We start from the raw sequence: 17381 nt of genomic DNA on the forward strand, positions 1-17381 counted from the left end.
AGAGAAGAATTATATCAGCCAATAACGAAAATAGGCAGCTCATGCTGCCTATTTCGAAGAAAATGAATGCTTATTGACCTGATTTGAGCTTCATAAAGTAATCTTCATATTTTACTGTCATACTGCCAACGGCATCTTGCCATTCGACACGGTCAAGGTCTTCTTGAGAAGGGAAGAGTGGGGTGACATCTTTAAACTTCTCATTGGATGCTTGAACTGCAGTAAGGTATCCAGTGTCACGCGAAATTTGTTCTGCAATCTCTGGCCTTAGGAGAAAATCAATCATCTTATGAGCAGCATCTACATTTTTTGCACCGGATGAAATTGCAAAGTTATCCACCCAGCCAATTCCTCCTTCTTTAGGAAATATAAGCTTGAGGTTCATGTCTTCACTTTGGGCTGCCGCCGCACTGCCATTCCACAGCATGCCTACGCCGACTTCGCCTGACATATAGGGTGCACCCGGATTATCAGAGTTAAACACTAGTACGTTAGGCATTAATTTTTGCAGCTCAGCATAAGCTTCATCGATTTGCTTCGGATCGGTTGAGTTGCCCGAATAACCCAGTTTGCGTAGTGCAATATGGAATACTTCACGCGTGTCATCCATCAGCATGACCTGACCTTCAAGCTCTGGATTCCACAAATCTGCCCAGCTTTGAAAATCATTAGGGTCATACATATCGGCGTTTACGGCTAGACCAGTAATCGCAACAACGTGAGGGATAGAGTAGTCATTGTTAGGGTCATAAGGTTTATCCAGATAGTTTTTATCCAGATTATTAAAGTTGCTTAGTTTTGATTTATCGATTTTTTGCAGCATACCTTCATCGCGCATTTTGGCGACGAAATACGTCGAAGGTACAACTAAATCGTAACCTTGATTGTGTGTCTTTAGCTTGGCGTATAAGGTTTCATTTGACTCGTAAGTCGAGTAAATAACCTTAATACCTGTCTCTTTGGTAAATTGTTCCAGAAGGCTGCTACTGATATATGGCCCCCAGTTCATAAATACCAGTTCTTTGTTTTCATCGGCGAACACTGAACTTGAGAACAGTGAAAGCGCGTATGCACTACCAGCTAAAAAAGTAGCCCATTTTTTCATTGACGTTAGCTCCAAACCAAACGTTGCCGAATGCTCTTGAGTAATCACGTAAGCATAAACGGCGGTCGATAGAAAAACAGAATGACATCAAGCCATTCTGTTTCGTGAAATAAGGTGTAAGTCTATTTAACTTTTTCTCTCGCGAGTAACTGAGAAATCACGACTAAGATGAGTGACACAATCAGCATGACAGTGGCAAGCGCGTTCACTTCTGGAGAGATTCCCACTTTAACCATTGAGTAGATCTTGAGTGGTAATATCTCATAAGTTGGTCCTGTCACAAATGAACTAATGATGACGTCATCCAGTGATAGAGTAAAACTCAGCAACCAGCCTGCCGCTACTGCAGGTTTCGCCAGTGGCAGAATGATTTGTTTGAGAATAACCCACTCGCTAGCACCAAGGTCTTTGGCAGCCTCAAGCATTTTTACATCAAAGCCATTTAATCGGCTGTAAACCGTAACCACAACAAAAGGTAAACAGAAGGTAATATGCGCAATTAACAGGGTGAAAAAGCCTAGTTGTGCACCCAAAACCAAAAACAGCGCAAGCAACGAGATGGCCATTACAATATCTGGTGACATCATAACCACGAATAACATGCCGTTGACTGCGCTTTTTCCTTTAAACGTATAACGGAATAGGGCAACGGCCGTTAGACTTCCGATCATTGTTGCTGCTGTCGCCGAAAAAACCGCGACATTCAATGAGTGCCAAGCCGCTTGCATTAAGCTGTCATTATTAATTAACGTTTCGTACCACTTGGTGGTAAAGCCTCCCCATTTCATGCCGAATTTATTGGCATTAAATGAGTTGACGATCAACACGATGATTGGCAAATACAGAAATGCATAAACCAATGCCATAAAGCTAAATCTAACTGTACGTCCCATTAGTTTAGCTCCACTTTTTTATTCAATAACTTACCGGCTCGGTAGTAAGCATAGAGCATGATCGCCATGGCAATAGTCAGTGCGATACTCGTCGCGGCGCCAAATGGCCAATCTCGAGCATTAAGGACCTGACTTTTAATCACGTTACCAATGAGCAAGTTCTTCGCCCCACCAAGTAGATCCGCAATGTAGAACATGCCTAGAGCAGGCAGAAGCACTAGCAGGCAACCACCTATAATACCTGGCATCGTCAGTGGCAAAATCACTTTTGTGATCGTCTGAAATTTGTTCGCGCCCAGATCTTTCGCCGCTTCAATGTAAGTATCATCAAGTTTCTCGATAGCTGAATAGAGTGGCAAAATCATAAATGGCAGTAGGATATAGACTAAGCCGATCATCACCGCTGTCTCGGTATACATCAGACGAATAGGTTTTTCGATGATTTCCATTGCCATTAGGGATTTATTCAATACTCCTTGAGTCCCAAGCACAATCTTTAGGCCATAAGTCCGGATCAGTGAGTTTGTCCAAAAAGGCACAATCACTAAAAACAGCATGATAGGTCGCCATTTCTCTGGCATCTTTGCGATGATGTAAGCAAAAGGATAACCAATCACCAAACACAGTAATGTTGCTACAATCGCCATATAGAAAGAATGCCATAGCACTTTTGCATAGAGCGGATCCATCAAACGAAGGTAGTTATCGAACGTAAATGTTAGTTCAATCAGATTCGCTTCATCACGGGTCAGAAAACTGGTACCAATGATCATGAGGTTGGGCACAAGCACAAACAGCGCTAGCCAACCGACAATCAATGTGATGATGGCGTTCTGCAGATTAAGCTTTTTGCTTATCATTAAGAACCACCTCCCAGCTTTCAACCCAAGTGATCGCCACTTTCTGGCCTAATGAATGGTCAACATCAGGATCATCCTCATTGAAGAACTCACTCACCATAACGCGAGTCCCTGAGTCGAGTTCAATCACTGAGTCTAAGGTCATGCCTTTGTACGTACGTTCTGTTACGTGGCCAACAATCCCTTTTTGTTCGGATTCGTTAATTTCTTCTAATCGGAGATCTTCCGGGCGGAGCAGGACTTGAAGTTTGTCTCCTGTCAGAGCTTCGTTACCGTAGTAAACAATCGATTCAACACCTTCAATTTCAGCGCGAATTCGCTTCTCATCGATACGTTCTATCATGGTTGCGTCAAATACGTTGATTTCACCAATAAAGCGAGCAACAAATAAATTCTTAGGCTCTTCGTAGATCTCACGAGGCGAGCCGTCCTGTTCAATTACGCCGTCGCGCATCACAATAATACGGTCTGACATTGAAAGCGCTTCTTCCTGATCGTGTGTGACAAAGATAAAGGTGATGCCAAGCTGGCGCTGAAGCTGTTTAAGCTCTATTTGCATCTGTTTACGCAATTTGTAATCGAGAGCTGACAGAGATTCGTCAAGTAACAAAACCTTGGGTTTGTTGACTACGGCACGTGCAATCGCGATACGTTGTTGCTGACCGCCCGAAAGCTGATGTGGTTTACGTTGCGCCATTTTTTCAAGACGCACCATTTTCAATGCTTCGATGACACGCGGTTCAATGTCAGTGGAGGGGACTTTCTGCATACGCAAGCCAAAGGCCACGTTGTCAAAAACGGTCATGTGTGGGAACAAGGCGTAACTTTGGAATACAGTGTTGACGTGTCTTTGCTCAGCAGGAACATGAGTGACATTCTGACTATCAAGAATGATGTCACCATTATCAGCGGCTTCAAAACCGGCAATCATCCTTAATACAGTGGTTTTACCACAGCCTGACGGACCTAAAATGGTTAGAAATTCACCATGATTCACATCAAGGTTAAGATTTCTGATAATCTCTTTGCCATCAAAGCTTTTGCTTATACCAGTTAAACGGATAACTGGCTGTCCTGCGTGTTGTTTAGCGTTCAACGTCTGTCTTTCTCCCAATCGGCCAACAGAAATGACCCGTAGTTACACAAATTAGAGGCGCGCATCATAATCACCAAAAGTGTGAAATCAAAGTATTTTCTTACCTTGAAACACAAAAAATTTTGCAGGTTAAGGTAAACATTTTTTACCATACTGTTTTAAGGTGACTCTAATACTTTAAACATAGAAAACTTATGGCAAATTTAGGCTTTGATTGCGCAGTTAATGGTCAATTATCAATCATATGGGTAATAAAGCAAGAAGATGAGTACGAATCGATTTTGGACTTGGTAAGGTTTCAGTATAATGTCTGGATGTCGTAACATAACTCTTAATCAACAAGTTAGCTTAGTGCATGATGTATTAAGCGCTGGGTTCAATAATGAATAATGATATTGAAAAAGATTTCAATTTAGGTGGAAGTGTTGAGCGTGCTCTTTCTGGTGACTACGAACTTAAGGTAGGCGAAGTGCTCAGAGAAGCGTGGAGCCATACAATCAAAAACTTTTTGTCGTTTTCTCCCGCTATTGTTGTCTTACTCGTCGTTCAGTTAGCGATTTTCTATATCGCGCTTAAACTGCAGTTAGGTGAACCATCTATTATCTTTGATGCGTTCACAAATATCTTTGATGCGTTCACAAACCCAGAGGCGTTTGAGCCTCGTATGATCCAAGCCATCTTTATTGCTAAATTCAGTTATGAAGTGGTGAGTGCTCCTATTTATGCTGGTGTTAGCTTAATGGCGATGAGCCACGCAGCAGGCCTACCTACGAAGCCTCGCCATATCTTGAAGGGGCTTCAGCATACCATGCCTGTGATTCTGGCGACTCTGTTTAGCTTATTGCTTCAAGGTGTTCTGCCATTCCTTTCTATGTATCTGTCCCTTGCGTTCAGTAACTCTATCCTTCTCATTTGTGAGAAGCAGATCCCACCGATGCAATCTTTACTGCTGTCATTACGTGCGGTGAATAAAAAGATTTTTGTTTTGGCAGGGATCTACTTATTGGTTATGCTAATGTTCGTTGCTGCAGCCAGGTTCTATGGTCTTGGTTTGATTCTTGTTTTACCGTTCTTCTTTCATGTGAAGGGCATAATCTATCGCAATATGTTTGGTATCAAACTCAAGATTGCCACAACGGACAGATCGAAAGATGAGGATGACAATGACGACGATTCACAAGTGTTCAATGCGTAAAAGTGAATTCATTGCTATCGCTACAGCTGGCTTAATCGCCAGCTGTAGTTTTTATAGCTACGAGAAAAATGAAGCACAGGAACGTGAGCGCAGGAAGCAGGACCAAATGCCAGAGTATTCGATTTCATTTGACGGTCACTCGGTGGGTCAAGCGCCAGAATTTTCAGCTATCACGGATGTGAAGGCAAAGAAAAAAGCATTTTTCGATTATTTACGCCCAGGTATCGCCTTTGAGAACCAACGTATTCTCGATGAACGAAAGCGCCTAAATAAGATACAAGCCCGCTTACAAGCTGGGCAGCTTTCGAGTAATGATACGAATCATGCAAAACGATTAAGCGAGCTTTATAACGTTGAACTTGAACCTTCTGGTATAAACCAGCAATGGCTGGATCAAATGTTTCATCGCGTTGATGTGATACCGGAAGCCTTGGTTTTGGTTCAAGGGGCCAATGAATCTGCTTGGGGGACCTCACGCTTTGCGATTCAGGCAAACAATTACTTCGGTCAGTGGTGTTACAGCACAGGCTGTGGACTGGTTCCTATGGCGAGAGGTGAGGGGATGACTCATGAAGTTGCTAAGTTCAGTTCAGTTCAGCAGTCGATTCAAGGTTACTTTATGAATGTGAACCGGAATCTTGCTTATGAAGAGCTGCGAGAAATTCGTTATCAACGCCATCTTAGTGGCGAAAGCCTCACAGATACTGATGCAGCGATTGCTCTGACCAATGGCCTGTTGAAATACTCTGAGCGGGGTGAGGCCTACGTCAAGGATTTACAAGCGATGATCAGGCACAATCAGGCGTTCTGGGAAGCGCCCCTAACTAAAGAATAAGTACCGCATAATCAATGAAAAAACTACCGTTAGCCTTTTTAGCAGCCACCCTCTCAACTGTGGTGGCACTGCCTGTCTCTGCTCAAGAATACATGTTTACCTACTCGAAGCTCTTTACTCACATGAAGCAAAATGTGAAAGAAGGACATGAAGACGTCAAAGTCGGGTTCTTTTTCCTCAATGCGGATACAAAACAAAACTGCATTATCGAGAAAGCATGGATGGAAAAAGAAGAACACTATGAAGAGTTAAAGTCTTCTCCTTACCACGAACTGATCGTTCCATTGGATAACAATCTTAAATCAGCTAACCCTCTGGTTTTTGTTCAAACTCCAAGAGATCAACGCTGTGATTTCTCAATGGTTGTGATGACTAAAGAGCCGCTTAAAGGCAAAGTTACTTATGAAGACGTTGAGAAATTAATGCCACAAATGCAGACGATGCTCGAGGATCTGGGGGGAATGTTTGCGAGTTGGTTTACGCCCGACGTTGAAGGCGTGACACTGGAATTCGCTGACAAACTGAACTCTAAAGTTGAATTCTCTGATGGTTCTAGCAAGCCTATCATGGAAGGTAAAGTTCAGGTTGCTTTATCGGATATTGGTAAGGGGGGCTTTATGACGCTGCCACAGGAAACAGCAAGAGTATTACCGTATTTACCAAAAGCAAAGTAATATTCGAATATACAAAAGGGCCGTAAATACGACCCTTTTTTAATACTCAATGCGTTTAGATGTTAGTGACGTCAAGTTGTAAATTCGGATCAAACTCTTGAACTCTATCTTCGTCAACGATCTCTTGTGTTGGCATCTCTTCTTTATCAAAACCGATATCCCCGCCATTAATAACACCAGAGTCTTTATCGATAGACTTAAAATCGAATAATTCATGATCAGCTAAGTGACTCGGCACTACATTTTGCATTGCACGGAACATGGTTTCAATTCGACCAGGAAAACGCTTATCCCAATCGTTCAGCATCTGCTTAATATTTTGACGTTGTAGATTTGGCTGAGAACCACACAGATTACATGGGATGATAGGATAACCACGCATATCAGAGAATTTGATAATATCTTTCTCACGACAATAAGCCAGCGGACGAATTACCACATGTTCACCGTTATCTGATACCAGCTTAGGTGGCATGCCTTTCATCTTTCCGCCATGGAACATGTTTAGGAACAGTGTTTCTAAAATATCGTCGCGGTGGTGACCTAGAGCAATCTTAGTCGCACCTAGCTCGTTCGCGGTACGGTATAGAATGCCACGACGTAGGCGAGAACATAGAGAACAAGTTGTCTTACCTTCAGGGATCTTGTCCTGAACAATCGAGTAAGTATCTTCTTCTACAATTTTGTACTCAACACCCAAAGACTCTAAGTATTCAGGAAGAATATGGCCTGGGAAGCCTGGCTGCTTTTGGTCTAGATTCACAGCAATGAGCGAGAAGTTAATCGGCGCACTTTTTTGCAAACTCATCAGAATATCAAGCATAGTAAAGCTGTCTTTACCGCCTGACAGACAAACCATAATGCGATCGCCTTCTTCAATCATGTTGAAGTCTTGAATCGCTTGGCCTGTATTACGACGAATACGCTTTTGTAACTTGTTGAAGTTGTATTGTTGAGCTTTTGTTAGCTCTTGAGTTTGCTCAGTCATTCGCTTGCAGTCTTAATCAATCATGAAACCAAAATGAAGTGGGTATGATACGGATAAATGAATTAGATGCCAGTTCTAATAAATAGAAGGCAATAAAAAATCCCCTTAAGTTATCTTAAGGGGATGAGAAGAGGCTGAATTACACGGCGGTTTTTGGGTCCAGAGGGCTTATATAACCTTGTGGTTTGAGGGCTAATACATCACAGTTTATTTTATCAATAACATGTTCAGCGGTATTGCCGATGAAAACAGCAGATAAACCAGTGCGGCCAGTGGTTCCAATGATCACCATGGCAGCATTTAATTTTTCGGCTGCTTCTGGAATGACATCTTCAGGCAACCCTTGTTCCACGATTGTTTGTTGTTCATCATAACCATGCTTCTGGCGTAATGCTTTCATCGCTGTGAGGTGATGACCACGAACCGCATCACTGTAAGTAGTAGGGTCAAATTCGGGTAGTTCGATCGTGATATTAGCCGGAGTGATAGGGTAAGCGTTAACTAGATAGGGCTTAGCACCAAGGCGCTCTGTTAAGCTTTTCATCTGCTCAACCATACTATCATTGAGTCCGAGATGAGTATCATTTTCAGAGCCTACATGAACAGAGGCGAGAATGCTTGCATCTTCCGGCCAATCCGCATTTTTCACCAGTAATACAGGGCAAGGGCATTTACGGAGCAGGTGCCAGTCTGTTGGGGTGAAAATTACTGACTCAAGGACGTCATGTTTACGTGTGCCTTTGATGACAATGTCGTGGCTTCCCGCAAAAGTTTCAGCGATGATCGCTTCGTAAGGGCGATTGTGCCATACCACTTTCACTTCAAAATCAATATTGTCATTCAAATAAGGTTTCGCAACATTTTGCATCCATTGCTCGCGTTGGCCAATAACACCACGGCGCATAGCGTCTCGTTCGTCAACGGACAACATTGAAGTCATGTCATAAGAAAAATCGTAGATAGACAAGAAGAAAGTCACCTGACTGCGAGAGCGACTTTTAGCAGCGAGCTGCATAGCACGAGCTAGGGCAGGTTGTTCATCTTTATTGATGTCTGCAACCACTAGTATTTTGTTATAGATACTCATAGTAACTCCTTAGGAGTGGGAGAGTTATATGACTAATGTAGCCTAGCTGGGAGAAGATTTTTAGAAAAAAAGCTGGGAAGGTGGAAAAAATATGACGCAGCTCTGTTTTGAGCTACGTCATTGAAGTTATTAAGATTCTGTTGAAACTCCAGCTAACTCCATTAGCGTGTCGTGGTCAAGAATTGTGATGTACTTACCTTTGACACTGAGAATTTCTGATTTTTGGAAACGACCCAATAGGCGGGAGATGGTTTCTACAGTTAAGCCTAGGTAATTACCGATGTCACCACGTGTCATAGTCAAACGGAATTCGCGAGGGCTGAATCCACGCTGAGAGAAGCGAGTCGATAAATTATAAAGGAATGCGGCTAAACGCTCTTCTGCATTTTTCTTAGACAGTAACAAGATCATCTCTTGATCGCCTTTGATTTCGTTACTCATCAAGCGCATGATTTGCTGACGAAGTTTAGGCATTTTTCCTGAAAGGTCGTCTAAGGTTTCGTATGGAATTTCACACACCATCGATGTTTCCAGTGCTTGTGCAAAACTTGGGTGTAGATCACCGGTGATAGCATCAAAGCCCACTAAGTCACCTGCGAGATGGAAAGCGGTAATTTGCTCGTCACCTTGCTCTGTGATGGTATAGCTTTTGATTGTGCCTGAACGAATAGCGTACAGAGACTTTAGCTCGTCACCCGCTTTAAAAAGCTCTTGTCCTTTCTGGATTGGCTTTTTTCGCTCGATGATTTGATCTAGTTGGTCCAGCTCGGACTCATTCAGTGTAAATGGAATACACAGCTGGCTGATACTGCAGTCTTGACAGTGAATAGCACATCCACCGGATTGGACGCGTTTTGTTGCAGGCTTTTCAGAAATCATAACAACCTTCAAGATTTGATATACATCAATATTTTAGCACTCATTAATCCTAAAGGGTAGTTAAAAAAGCCGCAGAAAAACAGGAGTATATCAAGTTAATGATAATATGGTTATTGCTCCGTAAGCTGTGTAGATCCCGTAAGATAAGAACAATAACGCCCCAAAGTTGCGAAAAATCGTCGACTGTTGCAGTTTGTGTAAATAGGTGGCACCAAAGCCCATAAGCAGCATCGCAGGTAGAGTACCAGCGCCAAACGCTAACATGATCAAAGCGCCATTTAACGCGCTCCCCGATACCGCGGACCAAGTTAATGTGGAATACACTAACCCACATGGTAACCACCCCCAGATAAAGCCAAATGGAAGCGCATGAGCAGGGGATTTCAACGGCAATAGTGATTTCCCTGCTGGGGAAATGAATTTCCACAGTTTCTGGCCTATCTTCTCGACGTAAAGTAAGCCCTGCCACCAACGACCGATATAGAAAGCCAATAGAATCATGAACACAGCGGCACCTAACCTTAGCCATGTTAGCGCATTGTTCATTGTACTGACTTCAGCGATGGAAGAGATGGCGCCACCAACAATAGCACCTATGATGGCATAGCTTATTAGTCTACCGAGGTTGTAGAAGACAGGGACTAGCTTCGAGCTATTGGTTTGCCCCATGGTAAGCACTGAAGCAATGCCTCCACACATTCCCATACAGTGGCCTGCACCGATGATCCCTATCAGTAGAGCGCCCAGCCAATCGGGTGTCATTTGTGGGGACTCTTGTTCTTCTCGTCTTCATCAAACAGGATGTTATGACCTTGTCGCTCTAGATCCTCAAATTGATCGCTTTTAACTGCCCATAGGAAGATTGCAATAGCGACACACACTAATACGATAGCAATTGGGATCAGAATATAAAGGCTTTCCATCTTATTTACCTTTCTCTTTGAGCAAGCGTAGAGAATTAGATACTACAATAATTGAGCTTGCAGACATACCAACAACTGCAAAATATGGTGCAACAAACCCAGCAACTGCTAATGGCAGAATCAACACGTTATAGCCAAGAGACCATATTAGGTTTTCACGGATGATTTTACGTGTTTGCAAAGCCAGTGTTCGAGCTTCAAGAATCCGGTCAAGTTGGTCACCCAGAAGGACCATATCTGCTGAGGCCTTTGCTACATCAGCACCGCCCCCCATAGCAATTGAAAGGTGTGCTCCTGCAAGAGTAGGAGCATCATTAATGCCATCGCCAATCATCATTGTCACATCCGTTCCATCCACTTTTTTCAGATACTCAAGTTTATCTTGAGGTTTGGCTTCGGCAATAACGGTTTCGATACCGATTTCTTTAGCGACAACATTTGCATTTGATTCAGAATCACCCGTTAACAGAGTGACTTTGATGCCTGCCTGCTTGAAACGTTCGATGAATGTTTTGGACTCAGCCCGAATTGGGTCTTGGTATGTGAAGGTGGCAATGTGCTGATCATCAAGGCTTAGGTAAACGGAGTTAGGTTCCGCTTGAGCTTGTTCGCCTAATATGAAGTGTGCACTGCCAATCTTAACTTTTTTGCCTTGATGTACACCTTGAATGCCAGAGCCAATCATGTTTTCAACATCAGTGACTTGAATATCAACATTTTGATATGATTTAAAAGCTCTCGCGATCGGATGATTTGCGTGCGATTCCAGTGAGGCCGCGAGCGCTAGGGCTTTTTCTTTTGAGGTATCAGAGAAGGTGTTTACTTCACTGATCACTATATCGCCATGTGTTAGCGTGCCAGTTTTGTCGATAATAAGATGGTTGACTTTACAGAGAGTCTCAAAGACGTGGCCTTTTCGAAGTAATATACCGAGGTTACCCATTCGAGAAGTCGCACAAGTTAATGCGGTTGGTGTTGCCAGAGATAGTGCACAAGGGCAAGTTGCCACTAAAACCGACAGCATGATCCAAAACGCGTCGTCAGGTTTAGTTTGATGCCAGAAAAACCAAGTGCCCGCTGCAATGACCAATATGATAGCGACAAAGTAGCGAGCTACAACATCTGCAATTTGCGCGATTTTAGGTTTTGATAGCTGGGCTTCATCTTGTAAGCGAACAATATTGGAAATCATTGAGTCTGCTTTTGTGGACATCACCTCAAGTTCGAAAGATTCTTCACCATTCAAGGTGCCTGCATACACATGGTCATCGATATTCTTGACCACTGGTACAGATTCACCAGTTAACATGGATTCATCAATATGGACACGCCCTTTAATGATTCTCCCGTCTGCAGGAACGTGCTCTCCCGGAAGAACGCGAATTTGGTCACCGAGTTTGAGTGTTTTTACAGGGACCTGATCGCCATCCAGCTTTGTTGCAATAGCGGGGATAAGCTTTAGAAGGTTGCCACTTGCCGCCGCCGCTTTACGCCGAGCACGCATCTCAAGAAAGCGACCTACGAGTAGGAAAAACGCAAACATAGAGATGGACTCAAAAAAGACTTCACCTTGCTCAGTGACGGTTGCTACCAAGCTGGCAAAGTACGCGAAGATCATGGCCAATGAGACGGGAACATCCATGCCTAGCGTTCGGCTGCGAATGCTTCGCCATGCATTGAGGTAGAATGGAAGGGCAGAGTAGAGCATTACTGGGGTTGCGAAGATTAAACTCACCCAACGAAAGTAGCTTTTAAATTCAGGCTCTAAGTCACCAAATACTTCCAAATAAAGTGCGACAGCCAGCATCATCACTTGCATGGTTGCCAAACCAGCAATACCCAGTCGATAAAGGTATTGCTTCATGGATTCATGATAGGCGGCTTCTTGTTTGTCTGCTTCAAAAGGTGCAGCTTTGTAACCGAGCTGATGAATACTAGAAAGCAGTTCGCTGAGTTTAGTTTGGGTTTTATCCCATGCTAGGATTGCGCGGTTTGTCGTGGTATTGACTCGAATAGAAAGAACGCCAGTACGAGTGGAAACTTGCTTTTCAATTAGCCAAGCACATGCTGCACATGAAACGCCTTCTAGTGACAAGGTCACTTCGGCTTTGTCTTCGGCGTTTCTCACAAACTCAGATTGGACTTCTTCGTTATCATAATGAATCAGTGCCTGAAGTTGTTCAGGCACCAAATCGGCTTTTTCCGCGGGGGCAGTACGATACTGGTAGTAAGAGACTAAGCCACTATCGACAATCGTTTGGGCGACAGTTTCACAACCAGGGCAGCACATTGCCCTGATTTCTCCTAAGATTTCGACTTTAAAGTCCGTGTTGACTGGTACTTCTTCACCGCAGTGATAACACGATTCACACATAAGCTGATCAGTTTGATAATTCTACAGGAGATGCTGAAGGGAAGGTGACTCGGCCTTGAACCAACCACTGTTTATCATGTGGGGTGAGTTCAATAAACCACGGCCCCTGAAGCTCAGAATTTAGAGATAAACGGTATTGCCCCTTTGCATCCGATGTCAGTAGCTGGTTGAAATCGCGATCTGGCAGAGTTCGGTGCGCGAACATAGCTGTGATCGCAGGAAAATGGTCTAGCTCGCCTTTGTCAAACTGAATGATGACATCATTACCGTCGGAAAAGACCTTTGCTGACAAGCCTAAATCTCTTGCAACATTGATCTTCGAAATGTCGATGTTGATTCCTTTTCCTTTTTTATAGTAATCCTCAGTCACCAGAGACACCGAATTATTAGAAAATACGATGACAGTGATGATTGTCCAAACAACGACGGTTAACGGCAGGATGATTAGGAACCACGGCCAAAACTGCTTATACCAAGGCTTTACCATAAAAAAGTTCTCGATTAATAAAATAGAATCAGGGAGTTAACTCTAAAAGAAAGACAGCCCCATTACCATCTATAGAAAGTAAGGGGCTGTTGTTGAAATGTAACTTATTGTTCCGAGTTGCTTAAGCTCCAGACGTAAGCTGAAACGAGTTGGACTTTATCTTCGCCCAAAATGTCTTTCCACGCTGGCATCACACCAGAGCGTCCATTCATTACTGTTTCAGTCACATCGGCGCGAGAGCCACCGAACAACCAGTCCTGATCAGTCAAGTCAGGAGCACCAACAGCAGGGTTACCCTTACCATCAGTACCATGACACGCCGCACACACAACAAAGCGCGCTTTACCCGCTTCTGCTTCACGTGCGTTAACAGAGCGTCCAGAAAGGCTTAGCGTGTAGCTAACCACTTCTTTAACACCTTGCTCACCAAGCGCGTCTTTCCATGCTGGCATCTGACCGATACGACCTTGCATTACTGTCGTTACAATCGCTTCTGGCTCACCACCATATAACCACGCATCATCAGTCAAGTTAGGGAAACCTTTTTGACCACGAGCGTCTGAACCGTGACACTGAGAACAGTTTTGCAGGAACAATCGTTGACCTACTTTCACTGCTTCATCGTCAGCGGCGATTTCTGGGATAGGGCGCAGCTCAGAAGAGCCATCAACGTAGGCCAGACGCTTGAACGCTTCACCGAAGTAAGTCTCAGCATCGTCAAGCTCTTTCGCGTATTGCACAAGCTGTTTGTTTTCTTGAGCTCTAGCGATAGATGCTTTTGATTCTTCCACGGTTGTCACTAGTTGGTCAGAACTCTGCCAGCCCAGCACACCTTTGAAGCTACCCATACCTGGATATAGCGTGAAGTAAACTGCTGCGAATACGAATGTACCAACAAACAGATATGTCCACCATTTAGGTAGTGGGTTGTTTAGCTCACGAATACCATCGTATTCGTGACCCATATCTGCACCTTCTTCAACGCCCATTTTATCTTTAAGGCACCAGAAGAGTAGTGCAGCACAGCCGACCAGTGTTCCGACTGTGATGATGATGATCCAAAGACTCCAAAATGTCGTCATTGCTTAGTCACTCCTTGTTCTTTTGAGGGCGTTTGCTCTTCATCGGCAAAAACAAGGTTCGCAGCTTCATCGAAGCGGGCTTGACGACTCTTGCCATATGCCCACCAAACTACACCTATAAAGCACACGAAAAGCACTATGGTCCAAATACCATGAATAGTACCGATATCCATAATTTCACCCCTTTATTACTTCATTGCGTGACCAAGAGACTGAAGGTAAGCAATGATGGCATCCATCTCTGTTTTACCTTCTACATCTTTAGACGCGTTTGCGATTTGTTCATCCGTGTATGGAACACCAAACTGATCGCGGAAGACGGTTAGCTTTTTCTCTGTGTTCTTGCCATCAAGAACGTTGTCAGCCAGCCATGGGAACCCAGGCATGTTTGACTCAGGAACAAGCTCACGTGGATCAAGTAGGTGAACTCGATGCCACTCGTCAGAGTAACGGCCACCAACGCGTGCTAGGTCTGGACCTGTACGCTTAGAACCCCATAAGAATGGGTGCTCATATACACTTTCACCAGCAACAGAGTAGTGACCATAACGCTCTGTTTCAGAACGGAATGGGCGGACCATTTGACTGTGGCACACATTACAACCTTCACGGATGTAGATATCACGACCTTCAAGCTCTAGAGCTGTATATGGTCGGAGGTTATCCACTGGCTCAGTTGTTTGTTTTTGGAAAATGAGCGGGGTGATCTCTACAAGTGCACCCAAGCTGATTGCAAAAACAATAAGAATCGCTAGCAAACCGACATTGCGTTCAACAATTTCGTGGCGATTGTTAGAATTAGAACTCATTCTTTAAATCTCCTTATGCCGGCTGTGGGATAGCTTTTAGGCTATCTTTTGGCGCTGTGACAGTCTTATACGTGTTGTACGCCATTAAGAACATACCAGTTAGGAAGATGAAACCACCTAGGAAACGTACGAAGTAGAACGGGTAAGATGCCTGTACAGATTCAACGAAGCTGTAAGTTAACGTACCGTCAGAGTTTACTGCACGCCACATCAGACCTTGCATTACGCCAGAGATCCACATTGCAACGATGTATAGAACCGTACCGATTGTTGCCAACCAGAAGTGCGCGTTGATCATGCTCACAGAGTACATTCTCTCTTGACCAAACAGGCGAGGAACTAGGTGGTATACAGAACCGATAGAAACCATAGCAACCCAACCAAGTGCACCAGAGTGTACATGACCGATGGTCCAGTCTGTGTAGTGAGACAGTGCGTTAACTGTCTTAATTGACATCATTGGACCTTCAAACGTAGACATACCGTAGAACGATAGAGATACGATTAGGAAACGCAGAATTGGGTCATAACGAAGTTTGTGCCAAGCGCCAGACAGCGTCATGATACCATTGATCATACCACCCCAAGAAGGTGCGAATAGCACCAGAGACATCACCATACCAATAGACTGCGTCCAATCAGGAAGCGCTGTGTAGTGTAAGTGGTGAGGGCCTGCCCAAATGTATAGAGATACAAGCGCCCAGAAGTGAACGATAGATAGACGGTAAGAATAAACAGGACGTTCAGCTTGCTTAGGAACAAAGTAGTACATCATACCAAGGAAACCCGCAGTGAGTAGGAAGCCTACTGCGTTATGTCCGTACCACCATTGAACCATTGCATCCACAGCACCAGAGTAAATCGAGTAAGATTTGCCCATGGAGACAGGGATCGCCATGCTGTTAACGATATGAAGAACCGCTACTGTAATGATGAAGGCTCCGAAGAACCAGTTCGCTACGTAGATGTGAGATGTATTACGCTTGATCAATGTCCCGAAGAACACGATAGCATAAGATACCCAAACCACTGCGATAGCGATGTCGATCGGCCATTCCAGTTCCGCATACTCTTTACCAGAGGTCATACCTAACGGCAGAGTAATTGCTGCGGCTAAAATGATTGCTTGCCATCCCCAGAAGGTGAAGGCAACAAGAGGGCCACCAAATAAACGAGTTTGACAGGTACGCTGTACAACGTAGTAAGACGTTGCGAACAGAGCACTTGTACCAAACGCAAAAATAACCGCATTAGTATGCAGAGGACGTAAACGACTGTACGTCAACCACGGCGTATCAAAGTTTAGCTGTGGCCAAACTAATTGAGCGGCAATCAAAACACCAACGCCCATACCGACAATACCCCATAGAATAGTTACTAAGGTGAATTGACGGACGACCGTATAGTTGTAGTTTTGTTCAAGCTGCTTTTCTTGGCTCATTTGCATGCTTCCAATTTCTAATTAACTACACTTTACTTCCAACACGACACATGTCGTAATGCCACCCAAACCATTAAAGAAAATGACGCCGAAACAGTCGGTTAAACTTTCTTGCCGATTTTTAAAAAAAGTGGCATTTTCAGCCGCCAACTATACTGCATTTAACAATTCAATGACAGGGTAGTAACCTTACGGCTGGTCAGGTTTTGACCTTTTATTTTAAAACTTTGAAGTTTGTTACACGGAGAACTCTACCGAATGGCAGCCGAAAAACTGACACGCTCCCGTTTTGCTCAAATAATCATCATGTTAAGCCTTTTAATTACAGCGTTTATTTGGCGAACACTCACTTATAATGAACAGAGAAATGTCGATTGTGAGTTGAAACCAAGTTGTACTTTTAATGTTAAAAATAGTTCTATCAATGCATCTCTGGAAGGCTCAAAAGTGATTGTCGAACAGCCTGTCGGAAATTGGCGGCTGAGTAGTGATAATTCACAGCTGAAAATCGAAAATAAAGATGACAATTGGGAGATCGAACTCCCATCGAAAGAGGATTTTGAACTCACTCTTCAAGATCTCGAAGAGGCTCAAATTATTGGTATCAAGTTCCGACTTTAGGTTTAGAAAACCCAGCATGCCAGATCTGTAAC

General features: G+C 43.8%; 19 protein-coding genes. 4 read left to right on the plus strand and 15 right to left on the minus strand.

What is annotated here, in order from left to right:
- Positions 1-70: 70 nt before the first annotated feature.
- From L1D23_RS11480 to potA, 4 genes are all read right to left on the minus strand, one after another.
- Complete coding sequence (locus tag L1D23_RS11480; RefSeq protein ID WP_239866405.1) at positions 71-1105, minus strand: extracellular solute-binding protein; 1035 nt, start codon at positions 1103-1105, stop codon at positions 71-73.
- A 122-nt stretch (positions 1106-1227) separates the two neighbouring features.
- On the minus strand, positions 1228-1998 hold the full coding sequence (gene potC / locus L1D23_RS11485) for a spermidine/putrescine ABC transporter permease PotC (protein WP_239866407.1): 771 nt from the start codon (positions 1996-1998) through the stop codon (positions 1228-1230).
- Positions 1998-2858, minus strand: coding sequence for a spermidine/putrescine ABC transporter permease PotB (gene potB, locus L1D23_RS11490; protein ID WP_239836951.1), 861 nt, complete (start codon positions 2856-2858; stop codon positions 1998-2000). The genes potC and potB overlap by 1 nt, the downstream gene beginning before the upstream one ends.
- Positions 2839-3972 carry a spermidine/putrescine ABC transporter ATP-binding protein PotA gene (gene potA, locus L1D23_RS11495; protein ID WP_239866409.1) on the minus strand — a complete coding sequence of 378 codons (1134 nt, stop codon included), beginning with the start codon at positions 3970-3972 and terminating at the stop codon, positions 2839-2841. Before potA ends, potB begins: the two co-directional genes overlap by 20 nt.
- 364 nt (positions 3973-4336) lie before the next feature.
- Here potA and L1D23_RS11500 point away from each other — a divergent pair, with 364 nt between their 5' ends.
- The 3 genes from L1D23_RS11500 to L1D23_RS11510 are packed head-to-tail and all read left to right on the plus strand — an operon-like array spanning position 4337 to position 6658.
- Positions 4337-5149 carry a hypothetical protein gene (locus tag L1D23_RS11500; RefSeq protein WP_239866411.1) on the plus strand — a complete coding sequence of 271 codons (813 nt, stop codon included), beginning with the start codon at positions 4337-4339 and terminating at the stop codon, positions 5147-5149.
- Positions 5118-5984 (plus strand): glucosaminidase domain-containing protein, encoded by an 867-nt coding sequence (locus L1D23_RS11505; protein ID WP_239866413.1) that lies wholly within the window; start codon positions 5118-5120, stop codon positions 5982-5984. Before L1D23_RS11500 ends, L1D23_RS11505 begins: the two co-directional genes overlap by 32 nt.
- A 14-nt stretch (positions 5985-5998) precedes the next feature.
- On the plus strand, positions 5999-6658 hold the full coding sequence (locus L1D23_RS11510) for a DUF2987 domain-containing protein (protein ID WP_239866415.1): 660 nt from the start codon (positions 5999-6001) through the stop codon (positions 6656-6658).
- 55 nt (positions 6659-6713) lie between these two features.
- On the opposite strand, the gene ttcA is transcribed toward L1D23_RS11510, so the two are convergent.
- The 11 genes from ttcA to ccoN all read right to left on the minus strand — a co-directional run bounded on the left by ttcA (position 6714) and on the right by ccoN (position 16728).
- Complete coding sequence (gene ttcA / locus L1D23_RS11515; RefSeq protein ID WP_239836942.1) at positions 6714-7646, minus strand: tRNA 2-thiocytidine(32) synthetase TtcA; 933 nt, start codon at positions 7644-7646, stop codon at positions 6714-6716.
- Between the two features lie 139 nt (positions 7647-7785).
- Complete coding sequence (uspE, locus tag L1D23_RS11520) at positions 7786-8733, minus strand: universal stress protein UspE (protein ID WP_239836940.1); 948 nt, start codon at positions 8731-8733, stop codon at positions 7786-7788.
- Positions 8734-8862: 129 nt separating this feature from the next.
- A complete protein-coding gene (locus tag L1D23_RS11525) occupies positions 8863-9612 on the minus strand; it encodes an FNR family transcription factor (protein WP_239836938.1) in 750 nt (249 codons plus the stop codon).
- Positions 9613-9702: 90 nt separating this feature from the next.
- Entirely contained in the window at positions 9703-10374 is a 672-nt protein-coding gene (locus tag L1D23_RS11530; protein WP_239866418.1) for a sulfite exporter TauE/SafE family protein, read from the minus strand.
- Entirely contained in the window at positions 10371-10535 is a 165-nt protein-coding gene (gene ccoS / locus L1D23_RS11535) for a cbb3-type cytochrome oxidase assembly protein CcoS (RefSeq protein ID WP_239836935.1), read from the minus strand. Before ccoS ends, L1D23_RS11530 begins: the two co-directional genes overlap by 4 nt.
- Before the next feature lies 1 nt (position 10536).
- On the minus strand, positions 10537-12909 hold the full coding sequence (locus tag L1D23_RS11540; RefSeq protein WP_239866420.1) for a heavy metal translocating P-type ATPase metal-binding domain-containing protein: 2373 nt from the start codon (positions 12907-12909) through the stop codon (positions 10537-10539).
- A 7-nt stretch (positions 12910-12916) separates the two neighbouring features.
- Positions 12917-13396 carry a FixH family protein gene (locus L1D23_RS11545; protein ID WP_239866422.1) on the minus strand — a complete coding sequence of 160 codons (480 nt, stop codon included), beginning with the start codon at positions 13394-13396 and terminating at the stop codon, positions 12917-12919.
- A gap of 104 nt (positions 13397-13500) precedes the next feature.
- Positions 13501-14478: a cytochrome-c oxidase, cbb3-type subunit III gene (gene ccoP / locus L1D23_RS11550; protein WP_239866423.1), complete on the minus strand. Its 978-nt coding sequence runs from the start codon at positions 14476-14478 to the stop codon at positions 13501-13503.
- Entirely contained in the window at positions 14475-14651 is a 177-nt protein-coding gene (locus L1D23_RS11555; protein ID WP_239866425.1) for a cbb3-type cytochrome oxidase subunit 3, read from the minus strand. The genes ccoP and L1D23_RS11555 overlap by 4 nt, the downstream gene beginning before the upstream one ends.
- A gap of 15 nt (positions 14652-14666) precedes the next feature.
- Positions 14667-15287, minus strand: coding sequence for a cytochrome-c oxidase, cbb3-type subunit II (ccoO, locus tag L1D23_RS11560; protein ID WP_239866427.1), 621 nt, complete (start codon positions 15285-15287; stop codon positions 14667-14669).
- A 13-nt stretch (positions 15288-15300) separates the two neighbouring features.
- Positions 15301-16728: a cytochrome-c oxidase, cbb3-type subunit I gene (gene ccoN / locus L1D23_RS11565; RefSeq protein WP_239866429.1), complete on the minus strand. Its 1428-nt coding sequence runs from the start codon at positions 16726-16728 to the stop codon at positions 15301-15303.
- Positions 16729-16986: 258 nt separating this feature from the next.
- Here ccoN and L1D23_RS11570 point away from each other — a divergent pair, with 258 nt between their 5' ends.
- On the plus strand, positions 16987-17349 hold the full coding sequence (locus L1D23_RS11570; protein WP_239866432.1) for a hypothetical protein: 363 nt from the start codon (positions 16987-16989) through the stop codon (positions 17347-17349).
- The last annotated feature ends 32 nt before the right edge of the window (positions 17350-17381 follow it).

The sequence above is a fragment of the Vibrio sp. Isolate24 genome (genome assembly GCF_022398215.1).
Taxonomy (GTDB): Bacteria; Pseudomonadota; Gammaproteobacteria; order Enterobacterales; family Vibrionaceae; genus Vibrio; species Vibrio coralliilyticus_A.

Excerpts from the sequence above, each read along its gene's own strand:
- L1D23_RS11480 (WP_239866405.1), bottom strand. The coding sequence starts at position 1,105 with ATGAAAAAATGGGCTACTTTTTTAGCTGGTAGTGCATACGCGCTTTCA.
- potC (WP_239866407.1), bottom strand. The coding sequence starts at position 1,998 with ATGGGACGTACAGTTAGATTTAGCTTTATGGCATTGGTTTATGCATTT.
- potB (WP_239836951.1), bottom strand. The coding sequence starts at position 2,858 with ATGATAAGCAAAAAGCTTAATCTGCAGAACGCCATCATCACATTGATT.
- L1D23_RS11500 (WP_239866411.1), top strand. The coding sequence starts at position 4,337 with ATGAATAATGATATTGAAAAAGATTTCAATTTAGGTGGAAGTGTTGAG.
- L1D23_RS11505 (WP_239866413.1), top strand. The coding sequence starts at position 5,118 with ATGACGACGATTCACAAGTGTTCAATGCGTAAAAGTGAATTCATTGCT.
- L1D23_RS11510 (WP_239866415.1), top strand. The coding sequence starts at position 5,999 with ATGAAAAAACTACCGTTAGCCTTTTTAGCAGCCACCCTCTCAACTGTG.
- ttcA (WP_239836942.1), bottom strand. The coding sequence starts at position 7,646 with ATGACTGAGCAAACTCAAGAGCTAACAAAAGCTCAACAATACAACTTC.
- uspE (WP_239836940.1), bottom strand. The coding sequence starts at position 8,733 with ATGAGTATCTATAACAAAATACTAGTGGTTGCAGACATCAATAAAGAT.
- L1D23_RS11525 (WP_239836938.1), bottom strand. The coding sequence starts at position 9,612 with ATGATTTCTGAAAAGCCTGCAACAAAACGCGTCCAATCCGGTGGATGT.
- L1D23_RS11530 (WP_239866418.1), bottom strand. The coding sequence starts at position 10,374 with ATGACACCCGATTGGCTGGGCGCTCTACTGATAGGGATCATCGGTGCA.
- ccoS (WP_239836935.1), bottom strand. The coding sequence starts at position 10,535 with ATGGAAAGCCTTTATATTCTGATCCCAATTGCTATCGTATTAGTGTGT.
- L1D23_RS11540 (WP_239866420.1), bottom strand. The coding sequence starts at position 12,909 with ATGTGTGAATCGTGTTATCACTGCGGTGAAGAAGTACCAGTCAACACG.
- L1D23_RS11545 (WP_239866422.1), bottom strand. The coding sequence starts at position 13,396 with ATGGTAAAGCCTTGGTATAAGCAGTTTTGGCCGTGGTTCCTAATCATC.
- ccoP (WP_239866423.1), bottom strand. The coding sequence starts at position 14,478 with ATGACGACATTTTGGAGTCTTTGGATCATCATCATCACAGTCGGAACA.
- L1D23_RS11555 (WP_239866425.1), bottom strand. The coding sequence starts at position 14,651 with ATGGATATCGGTACTATTCATGGTATTTGGACCATAGTGCTTTTCGTG.
- ccoO (WP_239866427.1), bottom strand. The coding sequence starts at position 15,287 with ATGAGTTCTAATTCTAACAATCGCCACGAAATTGTTGAACGCAATGTC.
- ccoN (WP_239866429.1), bottom strand. The coding sequence starts at position 16,728 with ATGAGCCAAGAAAAGCAGCTTGAACAAAACTACAACTATACGGTCGTC.
- L1D23_RS11570 (WP_239866432.1), top strand. The coding sequence starts at position 16,987 with ATGGCAGCCGAAAAACTGACACGCTCCCGTTTTGCTCAAATAATCATC.